The following is a 12,623-nucleotide window of genomic DNA, read 5'->3' on the forward strand; positions in this document are numbered from 1 at the left end:
ATTTAATTGGATGAACTGATTGCCGACTATATTTACCAGCTGGAACTGGGCCAGCTACAGGAACATCAGGGTATGGGAGTGTTCCCTCTTTACCATAATGGAAGTGAGTGTGCCTATTTAACCCTGACCGAAGCCCTGCAGGCAGAAGTACTGACTGTCACTGAAATAGATGATGTGGCTTCTGTCCCGGAGTTGAAGGTTCAAAACCATGCCGATATGCCGGTACTATTACTTGACGGGGAGGAACTGGTTGGGGCCAAACAGAACCGTGTTTTAAACACTACTATATTATTAAAACCACACTCAGTAACTGTGATACCGGTAAGCTGCACTGAACAGGGGAGGTGGAGTTACAATTCTCTGGAATTTGCTGAATCAGGTAACGTGGCTTCCTACCGGATGCGTCGAACAAAATCCGCCTCAGTGAATACTTCTCTGCGACAGAGAGGGGAGTTCTGCTCTAACCAGAGACTGGTCTGGGATGAAATCGATGAGGTGAGTGAAAAAGCCCGGGCAAAATCCAATACCCGGGCCTTGCAGGATGTATACCATTCCCGTCGAAGGGATCTGGATGAATACTTGGAGTCATTCCATTTGGAGGATGGGCAGAAGGGTTTGTTGGTGATGGTTAAAGGGGAAGTTATGGGTCTGGATATCTTATCCAGTGCCAGTGCTTACCAGTTACTCCACCAGAAAATCTTGAAAAGCTACGCCCTGGAGGCAATGCTCAATGAGGGGGAGGAGGGTGAAGGGACATTCAACGGACAGGAGTGTGCCTGTTCATTCCTGGATGATGCCCAATTATCCGTGGATGAAAAACACAAATCTGTGGGTTATGGTTGGGACCACCGTCTGGAAGGGCCACAGATAGTGGGTTCAGCTCTCACCTACCAGGACCAGGTGATACACGCGGCCTTCTTCCAGATGGAAGAAAATGAAAAAATAGGAGCAATGTCCACTTACAGAAAACGGCGGGATTTCAGGAGCTAACCTTAAAAACTAGTTTTTGGAGAGGAAGGGAATTAAAATAACTTCTCTCTTCTTTAATCCCTCATTTTTTTATTATTTATTTTAAATACCCATTTCTCTGGCTACAGTCAGTTCAGATGCATTTTCATACATCCAATTTGATTTATTCAGTTTCTGAGTAGGGCTATGCATATCAATAAGGGCAATAGGGCACTTATCAGATTTAAAATTCCAGTAAAGATATCGTTAGCTAACAAATTACCAATTACCAGGAAAATAACCCCTATAATGTATAGGATGAGGAAATAGGGATTGATATCCTTATCCTTTTGGATTACGGTTTTATAGAACTGAATTATCCAGGCAATTATCACCAATATTAATCCTGCTGTGAAATACATTAAAGGCACCCCTATAAATTCATTATTTACAGTTAATAAGTAACAAATGGTTTATTTTATTTATTGTTAAGGTTTTAGTGTTTATTGTTTAAGTTTTTGTGAGTTCTTCATTTAGAAATAAATGTTTTCATAATTTTAATTGGTGTTGCAGTTTTCCCCCGCAGGGACATTTCTCTTTAAAGTCAGCGGGATACTCACCTGGTTGCAATTTGTAGTAACCACCGCAGCTATTGCAAACCAGGTACCCCGGTTGGTTTATTTTTTCCTCCTTTTTCTTTTCAGGGTTACTTTCTTCCAATTCACGGTCAGGGAAGGTAGTACTGTGCATTTTTGGACTAAGTGAATGTTTATTATCGGGAATGGGAGTCACATTTTCGGAGGGAGTAGTTATCCTGTTTATTTCCCGCTGTTTTCGCAGTTTCTGGTGGATTGAAAAGCTGGATACACCCTTATCTTTTCGGGAAGTTCCACATACTGGGCAACGACTCATTCCGGGGGGTATCTTACCCTTACATTTGGGGCAGATGAGGGAGGGACTAAGATCACTACCACACTGGGGACAGTAAGCCAAATCAGGCTCTATTTCTGAATAACACCGGGGACAGGTAGTTACCTGACTTTTGTCGGTAATCTGTTTGGTTTTGGACCCGCAGGATGGGCAGAATTCAACTTCCAGTGGAAATTCAGCGTAACAGTGAGGGCACATACTCTTTTTAGGAGATGCAGTTGCAGGCAGTGGTGCACTACACACCGTACAGATCAGGGCACCTTCTGGAACTTCCGTGTTACAGGCACTGCATTTGAGGATCTTCGATTCTTTTTCTTCCCTTTCCATAAAACCTAAACCTCATCTTCCTCAATACTTGGATTCAAGTGCATGTCTATTCTTATGTATATAAAAATGGTTTAAAGTGGAACTGTTGTATTAATATGACTAAATCAGGGATATGGTTCACTCAGTTATTATTTGCCCATCTACTTTACACCATATGCCTATCTACTTATACCTAACACCTAATTTTATGTTCATTTTTTAACTTGAAAGACATATCCGCAGTTGTTGCAGTTACATAGTAGCATGTCATGTCCAGTTGTCTGGTTGGTGTAATTCCCAACTATCTCCAGACTGGAAGAACCACACTGAGGGCAGGATACTGGAGACGCACATCCACTGATGAATAGACTTCCGGTAACCAATAGAAGAGCCACCACCCCGATCAATAGATCTTTATTCACGGTTTCACTTCCCCCTGCACAGTTATCCCTGGACTTATACACCCATTTTTTGTATTTTATAATATGTAATTTTAGACATAAATTTTTCAGGGAATGATTTCTGGAACTCCCTCACTTCGTTATTCATTTTACTTAAAATAATTCAGTGTTAAACTTTACATAATTTAATTTTGTATTTTTTTAAACTAAAAATATCCTTGTATTTATATAGAATAAGGACTATAAAATAACCATGAGTCGGAAAGGATATGTGTTGCTGGGGGATATCATTTCATCCAAAAAGATCAATCAACGGTCTAAATTCCAGGAAAATCTGATAGAAGTTTGTAATGTTGTTAACCAGACCAATGGGAAAGACATAATTGCCCCCATGAAAATTATAAAAGGATCCGATGAGATCGGTGGCCTGTTAAGAAACCTGGCCCCACTCTATTCCATTGTAGATAGGATCTTACAGGACTTATACCCGGTGAAAATCCGTTTTGTACTGGTTCAGGGTGAAATCGATACTGGTTGGGATACTGAAGATATTTCTCTCATGGATGGCCCGGCTTTCCACCAAGCGGCTAAGCTGATGACAGATCTTAAAAAAGAAAAATTAATATTAAACATCCATACTAGTAATAAAACAGTGGACACTCTCCTCTCCAATAACATCAACCTCATTTACCTCCTAAAACAACACTGGTCCCCGGCTAAAAGAGAGATCATTCACTCCTATGAAGAAGGGAATGACCAGAGTAAGGTAGCCCAGGAACTGGGGATAACCCAGCAGACTGTATCTTATCATCTTAAATCTTCCCATTGGAAGGAAATCAAAAAAATGGAAGCAAATCTTAACCAGGTATTACAAGACTTAAAAATGGGATAGTATGAATCCAGAATATAAGATAATTATCATTATTGCGGGTTATATCTTTTTAATAACCACCAGCGGATTTATAATCAAATTCATCCTTTCCCGTGCAGAAAAGGGAAAAATTGCCGATAAAAAGGACTGGGATACCGGTTTTATAATTGGAAAATGTGAAAACATCCTGATATTAACCTTCATGCTCCTCGATGCCTACATTGCCCTGGCCATAATCTTCGCCGCCAAAACCATCATCCGGGAGGAAGACATTAAAAAGAATTCCCTGTATTTTTTAGCCGGAACCATGATCAACGTAACCTATTCCATCATTATCGGGGCCCTTATAAAGGGCTTGATCAGCCTCTAAATAAGTCAATTCATTTCATTTTAGGGAATAAATATTTAGGATAATACTAATTTTTGAAATAAGAGTGTATAATTATCCCGAGAAAAGGGTGTGAACCAAAAAAATTACAGTACATTCACCTAAAATATTATTATACTTACCATCTTAATGGACTAAAACATTAGTATATTTACAATAGTCTTTTTACAATAGTCTTATGGAAATATTAAAATTACTGATAAAAAACTTCTTGAGGGCGTTAAAATTAAGTACCAATGGATATTAACACTTTTAGTACTAAGTTCACTGACACTGTGCTGTGTAACAGCAGCGGACAATAATACACGGAATATCAGTACCACAGAACCCGTACCAGTACCTTACACCAGTACAGTTACTCCCTGGAACCCCATCCAGTATTTAGGGGCGGGTTTCATCATGGGTTACTACATAAACCCCGGTGTCACACCCCTGTCCGGTATCAATTTCACCGCCTTAAAGGCCGCGGGGATCACCGATGTCTACATCCGGGTGAGCAATGATAATTACTTACCGGTACTCACTGAAGCCCAGACCAAAGCGGACGAAGTGGGGATCCGTACCCATGCCTGGGTATTCCCCGGGTTCAACCATGCGTCTCAGGTAGCCCAGATGAAAATAGGGGTTCATCTTGACGTGGAAACCTACGACATGCCTTCTTACCTTTCACAGATAAAGGCCATGCGAGAGGAAACCAAGGGAGTAACCTTTTCCCTCTGTGTGAAACCCGAGGGATGGGATGGGGATCAGTATTATTACCTGATAGCACCCTACTGTGATTACATAGTTCCCATGCTCTATATAGGTGACTATGACCATGGAATAACCGGTTTAAGAAACTGGGTCAGAACATACAGTATTATATATCCCCGAAAAATCGTGGCCGGGCTGCAAACCTACCAGTCCTACCAGAATATAACTCCGGTTATGGAAAGTACTGTTTTATCTGAAATAAAGGCAGTGCAGCCCAGTACCCGGGGAGTAATCCTGTTCCGGTATGGATTGTCCAACTTCAATTGACACTGCTACCGGCTTATCCTTACAAAAATTTTTATAATCCTCAAAATCCATATAATTAATGAAGGTTTTTAATTAAAAGTTTAACTGGAACCTAAAATCATTTATCTTTTATTTAAGAAGAATCTTTTTTTATTCAAGGGGTATGCGAGGAAAAGGAGATGTATGGTAAGATGTGCGCACACAAAAATAATGAACCATCCATCTGGGGGGAATGTGTTGTTGATCCATGCTACACCACTCCTGAACATGCATCAAATGTGAGTAAAACCACCAGGATCCTCGTAGCGGTGGTGATCATCATGGTGGCAGTACTAGGTATTGGTACAGCGATGCTCTTAACTTATCAATCACCGGCAGTTAACACCACCGCCAACAACACCACGTCAATGCCACAGAACACCACTATAACAGGAAATCAGGCCAAATCAACCAATACCAGTCTCCCACCCTCCATAGTAACTTCCAGTGGTAAAAGTGTGGATTTAACTGGTTACCAGGTGGTGGATGTGAGAGAAGGCAGTGATACCGGTAATATCCACTGCCGGAGTTGCGACCAGTGGACAGTTACCCGGAAGGTAACTGAATATGAAAATTCTGCCGGAGAAAGGATAATGATCGGTGAAAACTACTGCACCAGCTGCGGATATTTAAGTAAAGAGTACTGGCAGAATGGAAAATGGTACGATCTTAAAAATAATGAGATTACGCCTATTCTGTAATATGAATATAACAAAATGGTTTAAACCACTTTCGATAAAAAAAAGTTATGGAGAAGTTATCATTCCCTGTAGATAACTTCTCAATTTTTTTTCAATAAATAGGGACACTTAACTCTACATCTGGGTGTTAATGTATCCTCGGAGCTATGGAGTCAGGTAAATGCTCAGTATTGCATCGTCCAGTTCTCCGTACTGGGTGGAGGAATTCATGGTGTTTACGGTTTTATCCCCTTTTATGGCTGACACTTTTATGGTGTTGTTGGATCCTTTATCCTTTTTTTCCACCTTAACGTATAAACTACCGGTCATGCTACCTAAGTCAATGGTTTGATTTCCTGTACCTTCAATGCTACGGGTTCCTGCATCGGTTTTCAGTGTACCATTCCAGCTGCCAGGGTAATCAACAGCCACCTTCACTGAAGAGGACATACATCCCGATACTGCCACTACCATGCATACAAATACAACTAATAAACCCAGTTCCAGTTTCTTCCACATTTTAAGGTTCCTCCCTAAATAAATCAATATTTTACCATAACTTTCACTGAAAAAAGATATACTATGGTTTTTTGTTCTACATTTGCTCCTTACATTTAATAAATCACTAATTTATATCAGTGATATTGTTTATGTGATCAATAACTATACATAAATATTTCTGTAGACCAGTGCAGTCCACGGTGATTTTTAAATGAAGATCACAGTTAAAAAGAGTGAATGATTAAAATAAGTTTTTTATAATCTTTCTGTATATGGATATAACAAGATGGTTACCTGGGAAAATGGTTACTCGAACAAGCCGGTTCCAAAGAAACAGTCCAGGCAGTAACCATCACCACCCATATGGTCAATACAGTAACATCTATGGCATACTATGCATCTATCCAGTCCAGGATTACCGCAGAAATCACATTTTTCACACATTTTTCCCCCTAGGGCACTGTTAATTTTTTAGTGCTGGCCGAGGTTTTGCAGAATGTTTTGTAGTCACAGGCATCACAGGTTCGCTTGTCCGGATTAGTGTTCCATGAATCCTGGATCACCTGCCCATCCACCTCCTGGATGATGCTCCCCTCAATTTCTTCCACTACGTTATCAAATTCCTTCAGGGATTGGGCCAGTAATTCATCATCCATGGGTATCATACGTATAGATCGCAGGTTCCGGAAAGGTTTCGAGAGTTTAGGTGTTTTGTTTTTAGGATTCCACCGTAAAATCAGTTCCCGGTCATCTTCAGTGGGCATGACATCGGTACTCTTTTCCTTAACTTCCCTTTGAAGCTCTAACAGGTCCTCTTTAAACAGGGATAACTCGTTAAGGTAGAACAGAATACCTATGAGCACCGGGTTGGAGTCAGGTTGCAGTGATCGTAACCAGGAATAGGTTTGCACCTGCCAATAGTGGTGCTTCCAGGAGGGTGAACCAGTAGCGGGTCGTTTCATACCTTTATAATCCACTATAACTTCATACTTGTCTGATTCTAACTTTTCCAGTTTTTCCTGGAAGGAGGGGTCCTGGTGGAGGTATTTTATAATCAGATTTTTATCGCTGGCTTCCTCCAACTTAACCGAGCTTAAAACATCTATGATCCCGGTTACACCATAGTAGTTGGAGCGGCTGACACCCTTCTGGTAGTGGGGCATGTCCCGTATACCCTTTAACCGTACTTCGTTGTCATCGACCAGGGGGAATAGGTGTGGTCCCCAGGTGTTGATGGCGGCTTCGGCCCGGATACTGGCCACCAACTTGTGGGGGTGATGGGAATCCGGGCAGAGGCCCTGGTGTTCACTTTCTCCCTGGAAGGGACAGAACAGGTTGGCTGGTGGTTGAAGTCCACGGGACTGCATGCGGTTGTGTATCTCCAGTTCCACCCTTCGGATCTGTGTTTCCCAGTCCCAGGGGAAATCCTTCCAGTCATCATCCCTCCACTTAAGGTAAGATTCCTCCATAACCCCGTGGATAAAGTCCCCAAACCATAACTGGATAGGCATGGAAGGGGGTAAGGTTCCTTTGTTCTGGTAGCGGTACTGCAAACCACAGGTAAGGTAAGCCAGTAGATCACCAGTTAAACTGTACTCGGGGATTATGTATGGTTTAGAACGGACAGAAAGACTCATATTTACCTTCCTATATTTTAGATTCTTTTGATAATGAAATAAGACTTAACCTATTTTAAAACCCAAATTCTTCGGGTTCGATAGCTTCAACACCCGGTAATAACTGAAGAAAAACCTTTATTCTCTTTTTCAATACTTTCTAGAAATCTTTTAGATGATGGTTTAGAATCAGTGCGGAGTACATCCACAAAAATTGAGGTGTCAATGAAAAATTTCATAGCTGATCTAACCTTTCAGAACGCCGTAATTTACTAACAAATTCTTTACTATCCACATCATATCCCCATGAACCAGTAGCATTTTCAACAATATTTTTAGGGGTAGATTTTGCTTTACGGATTTCTTTTAGTATAAGGTGTAATTCTTTATCTAAATTTAACAGCCGGTATTCCAGGTCAGAGATATCCATTATCCCACCTCGTTTTATATATCTGGATTTTTTAGATGATAAAATTTCACTTTTTGCATGGGAGGTTTTCATATCCTTAATATAATACTTATTTAGATATAAATATTATTATTAGATCAGGACCAAGTTTTCCAGACCATCCCAGGGCCAGGCCTCATTCCTGGTCCAGCCCGTGGCCACGTTGGGAATATCGGGATAGGTGGTTAACCCTACTAATAGTAATACATCCTGTGCCCGGCTGTAAGCCACGAAGTAGTGCCGGATTAGATCATCGAAGGCCCGGTCCCGTCCGGTTCTTTGGGGTAGTCCCAAGGGGGAGCAGGAACGTATCTCATCTTCCATGGTACAGGATTTACCACCATCATCTGGGAATCGTTTGAAGGCGTTCATACGGTGATTGTTACGAAAATCTGAACACACATCCACCACCACTAGGGGGAATTCCAATCCCTTAGACTGGTGGATGGACATGACATTGATCCGGTTATCGGGCAGGGTGTCCAGTAATCCCTCATCCACCTTTATAGCCCCGTTGGCCAGGGGTACGAATATGTTCCAGTAGGCTTCCTTTATGGAGTAACATTCCAGTTCCGGGAATTTTTTATCGAAAACCAGTTCCCCACCGTAGTTACTGAAAAGGGCAGTTTCGGCTATGGTCCGGGTGATGGCCTCCAAGTAAACCAGTCCTTCCACATCATCCTGCAGGGTGGGTATCCAGGTCACCAGTTTATATGCTAGATCCAGTAAGGGAACATCCCTCTTCCAAGTCTTACGTCCCAGAGGGCGACGCCCCTGCCAGGCAGTAACGAATTGTTTTAGTGATAGGGGATTTGCTGGTTCGGGATTGGTTTCCACTAATTCCCGGGCAGTTTTCCGCCAGGATTTGAAGTTTTTCGTGGCAGTGAATGGCAATTTTTCGATGGAGTTTTGTATCTCACACTCCGGATCAATGCAGTCTAACATGAGTCCACAGAGGGCCTTGGCCTCCCAGGTCTTCTCTAAACTCTGGCCGCGAGGATTGAAAATGGGTATTTTAAGTTTCTCCCGGAGGTAATAGGGTAATTTCTTGTTCTTGTAGGCCTGCTCCTGGGGTGAGCTTAAAAGAATGGATAGATCCGTGGGTGAACCTTCATCGGGGTTCACCTTGATCACGTAGTCCTGTACTTGGTATCCCTCTCCACACACTACCTGCCAGATGAAACTGGATAGGTCGGTGGCCAGTGTTTCCACGTCCTCCCGGAACATTCCCAGTATGGGAAACTCAGCCAGTGGTGGTGTTCTTTCTGGTTTAATGGCTGGTTTATCCCTAACTCGGGCTTCCTGGAATTTCTGGTCCAGCTGGGCGAACTGGTTACAGAACTGGACAATGTTACTGGTGGAACGGTAGTTCTGGGATAAGTAGATAACCCTTGGTTGGGGTGCCTGGGGCATTTCCTGCTGGAATCGTTCCTGGAAACTGGTGAAAAGGTCCACGGTGGCACCACGGAACCGGTAAAGGGACTGGTCATCATCCCCCACCACGGTCATGCTACCCCCGTTATTTATTGCTGCTCGTGCCAGCTGGAAATAGATCTGCTCCTGGAGGAGGTTGGAATCCTGGTACTCATCCACCAGGATAAGTTTCAAACCTTCCAGGAAGTCGTCCAGTTTACCCTCCTTTAACTGGTCCAGGAATTCTGCTTCCAGCATGGCGAAATCATAGAGGCTCCGTTTTTTAAGTTCCTGGAGGTAGTGGTTTATGGCTTGATGGGCCATATCAAAGCCGGGGTGCTGGTTCTCCTTTTCCTGGCGGAGTTTATCCCAGTCCACCTGGTCGTAGTAAACCCGGTCTTTTATCTCCAGTAACTGTCTGGCCATTTCATTGGTGTTGAACCCGAATTTACCTCCCCGGAGCTGAACTAGATATTCCTTTAGTTCCTCGTTGTGGTGTTTTTCTTCCTGGAAGAGGCCCACCTTGAGCATGAGGGCGTTGGTTACAAAGTCCTGGATAACCACTGGTGGTGCTGAACCAGGGGCGCGGTGTATCTTCAGTATGTCCTGGGATATGCTGTCCAGGGTTCCAGTGGTAATCTGGTTGAAGTCCAGGTGCCTTAGAGATGGATGTACCTCTTTAAAGTCCGGAAGGTCCAGGAGTACTTGACGTATTTCATCCCCCCATGAAAGGATCCTGGAGCGTAACTCGGTAGCAGCCTTTCTGGTGAAGGTTGTGGCCAATATAGAAGAAGGGTGCACATCATCCACATATATGAACTTCAGTATCTTCAACACCATGACCGTGGTTTTCCCACTACCCGGCCCGGCCACCAGAAACTGAGATTCACCAGTGGAAGCACTGATGGCCTGGTGTTGATCCGGATTATCAGCAGAGCTTATCTTCCGGTGTAAATGCCCAATTACTATATTCTGATATGTTTCCCATGATATCAAGTGATAACTCCCCATTTTACAAGATAAAATGATAATCTATGTTGGTATGATGTTAATAATAAAATTATTTGCAGGGAGTTTGATTTTAGGATAGAAAATTGCTTATATCACCTTCACCTTAATAATAAAAATATTACTAAACTTAATATTTAATGAATAAATTATTTATACAATCGAATACATTTTTTATTCATGTTAAGTAAACTCTTCACATCCAAAACCCGGAGTAAAATTATCACCCTTTTCATGCTGAATCCTGGTGAAGAGTTGTATGTCCGGGAAATCACCAAGAAAATAAATAAAAACATAAACTCCGTTAGGAGGGAACTCAGCAATCTGGAGAATATTGGTCTTTTAACTAGTAGAAAAGCGGGAAATCTAAAATATTTTAAGGTAGATAATGAATTTTATCTTTACCATGAACTTTACAGTATGGTGATGAAAACTGAAGGTGTGGCCCAATTGTTAAAGGAAAATGTGAAAAAATGGGGTCAGATTAAACTAGCTTTCATTTATGGATCCTACGCTACTAAAGAGGCCGGACCCGGCAGTGATATTGACGTTTTTATGGTGGGCGATATAGATGAGGATGCCCTAATAACTGAATTTAATACACTGGAAAGAAAGTTATCCCGTGAAATAAATTACATCATATTATCCAATGAGGAATATCATGAAAAAATCCATAATAATGATCCTTTCATTAAAGAAATACTCCATGAACCCAAAATCATAATTTTAGGTGAAATAAATGCTGGATAACCTTGAAAAAGAGGGTTACATTAAGAAATTATTACCTGACTTTCGCAGAGTACAAAACTCTTTGAGTTTGGCTAGGAGAGATGTTAATACCGCTAGGAAAATCTTAGATGAAAGCGATTATGATTGGGCATTTCAATAAGGTGACAGGTTGTACCTTCATCCATAACACTGCCGACTATGGTGGTGCTATCTGCAATTTTGGTGGTGATATGCTAGTTAACTTCAACCGGTTGGTTAACAACACCGCTGATAATGGTGCTGCTATCTACAGTGCTTTTATCCAGGAAGGTTCCAGTTTTATTAATACCACCCTTAACTGGTGGGGAACCAACAATCCCGATTTTTCAGTACTCATTGGTAATGAATCCAGCATAGTGGATGTTAGTACCTGGCTGTACATGACCATCACCGCTGATTCACCCATATATTCTAACGGTACCAGTAACGTTACAGTTAGCTTCAACAATGCCAGCAATGGAACCATCTTCACACCAATCGACCCGGTAAATGTCATATTCCAGATGGAACCCCGGTTAACTTCCAGAGTGATATTGGAAGCTTAAACCCGGCTAATTTATCCACGGTTAATGGTGTGGTGAACACGATCTTCACGCCCACGGCAACGAGTTCTGGTTCAGTTAACGCCACCACCGATAACCAGACAGTTTCATTTAACCTGCTGGTTAACCCGCCTGTTACCTCTACCTGGAAGGGACTTCTGATCCAGCCAATCCTGTGGCGGGCGAACCATTCACCTTGAAGTATAAACTGGGAAACAAGGGACCAAATACTGCCCAAAACGTGGTCATTAACATCCAATTACCGGAAGGCCTGAACTACGTGGGTGCCCAGGTAGACACGGGAAGTGTGAGCTACAATGCTAACAACCGGATGTTAACCTGGATACTGGACTCAGTACCCATGGGAGATCCCTACCTGAACTTAACCGTGATATCACCGGTAGGGGGAAGTTTTACCATTAAACCAGTGATAAGATCCGGCACTTTCAACAGTAACCTGGACCCTACTGGAATATTCTCCTTTAGTGTGCAGGGTAATGGTTCTAAGGGCACGGTGGTAAACGCCGCCAGCACCACCAGAACCGTACCTCTGAAGAGTACCGGAACACCAGTGAATTACCTGGTACTGGCTGTTTTGATGGTGGCAAGTGGATTAATAGCACCTAAGATTAAAAAATAAACCTTTAATTTCCTTTTTTTTATTATTTTTTTATAAATGAAGAATACCACATAATAATGCGCGGTTTGTGATTCAACCTATAAAACCACTCTGTACCGGTAGGTTATTTGGAGATCTCTTTGTTA

General features: G+C 42.2%; 17 protein-coding genes. 8 read left to right on the forward strand and 9 right to left on the reverse strand.

All coding sequences use genetic code 11. The features are described 5' to 3' along the window. The first annotated feature begins 6 nt into the window (after positions 1-6). Positions 7-990: an ARPP-1 family domain-containing protein gene (locus tag CIT02_RS01485; RefSeq protein ID WP_292613363.1), complete on the forward strand. Its 984-nt coding sequence runs from the start codon at positions 7-9 to the stop codon at positions 988-990. Between the two features lie 146 nt (positions 991-1,136). On the opposite strand, the gene CIT02_RS01490 is transcribed toward CIT02_RS01485, so the two are convergent. From CIT02_RS01490 to CIT02_RS01500, 3 genes are all read right to left on the reverse strand, one after another. After that, entirely contained in the window at positions 1,137-1,370 is a 234-nt protein-coding gene (locus tag CIT02_RS01490) for a hypothetical protein (protein ID WP_292613365.1), read from the reverse strand. Between the two features lie 127 nt (positions 1,371-1,497). Continuing rightward, on the reverse strand, positions 1,498-2,205 hold the full coding sequence (locus CIT02_RS01495) for a zinc ribbon domain-containing protein (protein WP_292613366.1): 708 nt from the start codon (positions 2,203-2,205) through the stop codon (positions 1,498-1,500). 191 nt (positions 2,206-2,396) lie between these two features. Continuing rightward, entirely contained in the window at positions 2,397-2,606 is a 210-nt protein-coding gene (locus CIT02_RS01500; RefSeq protein ID WP_292613368.1) for a hypothetical protein, read from the reverse strand. Between the two features lie 232 nt (positions 2,607-2,838). On the opposite strand from CIT02_RS01500, the gene CIT02_RS01505 reads away from it, so the two are divergent. The 4 genes from CIT02_RS01505 (at position 2,839) to CIT02_RS01520 (ending at position 5,583) form a co-directional block, all read left to right on the forward strand. Next, positions 2,839-3,477, forward strand: coding sequence for a SatD family protein (locus CIT02_RS01505; protein ID WP_292613370.1), 639 nt, complete (start codon positions 2,839-2,841; stop codon positions 3,475-3,477). A gap of 1 nt (position 3,478) precedes the next feature. Continuing rightward, entirely contained in the window at positions 3,479-3,826 is a 348-nt protein-coding gene (locus CIT02_RS01510; RefSeq protein ID WP_292613372.1) for a hypothetical protein, read from the forward strand. A gap of 417 nt (positions 3,827-4,243) precedes the next feature. Continuing rightward, a complete protein-coding gene (locus CIT02_RS01515; RefSeq protein WP_292613374.1) occupies positions 4,244-4,864 on the forward strand; it encodes a hypothetical protein in 621 nt (206 codons plus the stop codon). 170 nt (positions 4,865-5,034) lie between these two features. Next, complete coding sequence (locus CIT02_RS01520; RefSeq protein WP_292613375.1) at positions 5,035-5,583, forward strand: hypothetical protein; 549 nt, start codon at positions 5,035-5,037, stop codon at positions 5,581-5,583. Positions 5,584-5,727: 144 nt separating this feature from the next. On the opposite strand, the gene CIT02_RS01525 is transcribed toward CIT02_RS01520, so the two are convergent. The 5 genes from CIT02_RS01525 to CIT02_RS01545 form a co-directional block, all read right to left on the reverse strand. Then, complete coding sequence (locus CIT02_RS01525) at positions 5,728-6,081, reverse strand: hypothetical protein (RefSeq protein WP_292613377.1); 354 nt, start codon at positions 6,079-6,081, stop codon at positions 5,728-5,730. 288 nt (positions 6,082-6,369) lie between these two features. Continuing rightward, on the reverse strand, positions 6,370-6,507 hold the full coding sequence (locus CIT02_RS01530) for a hypothetical protein (RefSeq protein WP_292613379.1): 138 nt from the start codon (positions 6,505-6,507) through the stop codon (positions 6,370-6,372). Between the two features lie 8 nt (positions 6,508-6,515). Beyond that, a complete protein-coding gene (locus tag CIT02_RS01535) occupies positions 6,516-7,700 on the reverse strand; it encodes a PD-(D/E)XK nuclease family protein (protein ID WP_292613381.1) in 1,185 nt (394 codons plus the stop codon). A gap of 214 nt (positions 7,701-7,914) precedes the next feature. Beyond that, positions 7,915-8,109: a hypothetical protein gene (locus CIT02_RS01540; RefSeq protein ID WP_292613383.1), complete on the reverse strand. Its 195-nt coding sequence runs from the start codon at positions 8,107-8,109 to the stop codon at positions 7,915-7,917. A 111-nt stretch (positions 8,110-8,220) separates the two neighbouring features. After that, positions 8,221-10,536 (reverse strand): ATP-dependent helicase, encoded by a 2,316-nt coding sequence (locus CIT02_RS01545; protein WP_292613385.1) that lies wholly within the window; start codon positions 10,534-10,536, stop codon positions 8,221-8,223. Positions 10,537-10,728: 192 nt separating this feature from the next. Here CIT02_RS01545 and CIT02_RS01550 point away from each other — a divergent pair, with 192 nt between their 5' ends. Both CIT02_RS01550 and CIT02_RS01555 read left to right on the forward strand, forming a co-directional pair. Beyond that, the gene (locus tag CIT02_RS01550; protein ID WP_292613387.1) at positions 10,729-11,298 is read left to right on the forward strand and encodes a nucleotidyltransferase domain-containing protein; all 570 of its coding nucleotides are present in this window, start codon (positions 10,729-10,731) and stop codon (positions 11,296-11,298) included. 107 nt (positions 11,299-11,405) lie between these two features. Next, positions 11,406-11,861: a hypothetical protein gene (locus CIT02_RS01555; RefSeq protein WP_292613389.1), complete on the forward strand. Its 456-nt coding sequence runs from the start codon at positions 11,406-11,408 to the stop codon at positions 11,859-11,861. Here CIT02_RS01555 and CIT02_RS01560 read toward each other — a convergent pair. After that, positions 11,809-12,096 carry a hypothetical protein gene (locus CIT02_RS01560; RefSeq protein WP_292613391.1) on the reverse strand — a complete coding sequence of 96 codons (288 nt, stop codon included), beginning with the start codon at positions 12,094-12,096 and terminating at the stop codon, positions 11,809-11,811. The two genes, CIT02_RS01555 and CIT02_RS01560, sit on opposite strands and share 53 nt — an antisense overlap. Between CIT02_RS01560 and CIT02_RS01565 the strand changes: the two genes are divergently transcribed. Further along, positions 12,055-12,498 (forward strand): hypothetical protein, encoded by a 444-nt coding sequence (locus tag CIT02_RS01565; protein ID WP_292613393.1) that lies wholly within the window; start codon positions 12,055-12,057, stop codon positions 12,496-12,498. The two genes, CIT02_RS01560 and CIT02_RS01565, sit on opposite strands and share 42 nt — an antisense overlap. Positions 12,499-12,623 lie beyond the last annotated feature (125 nt).

This window comes from Methanobacterium sp. BAmetb5 (assembly GCF_003491305.1).
Taxonomy (GTDB): Archaea; Methanobacteriota; Methanobacteria; order Methanobacteriales; family Methanobacteriaceae; genus Methanobacterium.

Coding starts and splice junctions, on each gene's coding strand:
- CIT02_RS01490 (WP_292613365.1), bottom strand. CDS start 1,370: ATGTATTTCACAGCAGGATTAATATTGGTGATAATTGCCTGGATAATT.
- CIT02_RS01495 (WP_292613366.1), bottom strand. CDS start 2,205: ATGGAAAGGGAAGAAAAAGAATCGAAGATCCTCAAATGCAGTGCCTGT.
- CIT02_RS01505 (WP_292613370.1), top strand. CDS start 2,839: ATGAGTCGGAAAGGATATGTGTTGCTGGGGGATATCATTTCATCCAAA.
- CIT02_RS01510 (WP_292613372.1), top strand. CDS start 3,479: ATGAATCCAGAATATAAGATAATTATCATTATTGCGGGTTATATCTTT.
- CIT02_RS01515 (WP_292613374.1), top strand. CDS start 4,244: ATGGGTTACTACATAAACCCCGGTGTCACACCCCTGTCCGGTATCAAT.
- CIT02_RS01520 (WP_292613375.1), top strand. CDS start 5,035: ATGTGCGCACACAAAAATAATGAACCATCCATCTGGGGGGAATGTGTT.
- CIT02_RS01525 (WP_292613377.1), bottom strand. CDS start 6,081: ATGTGGAAGAAACTGGAACTGGGTTTATTAGTTGTATTTGTATGCATG.
- CIT02_RS01530 (WP_292613379.1), bottom strand. CDS start 6,507: ATGTGTGAAAAATGTGATTTCTGCGGTAATCCTGGACTGGATAGATGC.
- CIT02_RS01535 (WP_292613381.1), bottom strand. CDS start 7,700: ATGAGTCTTTCTGTCCGTTCTAAACCATACATAATCCCCGAGTACAGT.
- CIT02_RS01540 (WP_292613383.1), bottom strand. CDS start 8,109: ATGGATATCTCTGACCTGGAATACCGGCTGTTAAATTTAGATAAAGAA.
- CIT02_RS01550 (WP_292613387.1), top strand. CDS start 10,729: ATGTTAAGTAAACTCTTCACATCCAAAACCCGGAGTAAAATTATCACC.
- CIT02_RS01555 (WP_292613389.1), top strand. CDS start 11,406: ATGAAAGCGATTATGATTGGGCATTTCAATAAGGTGACAGGTTGTACC.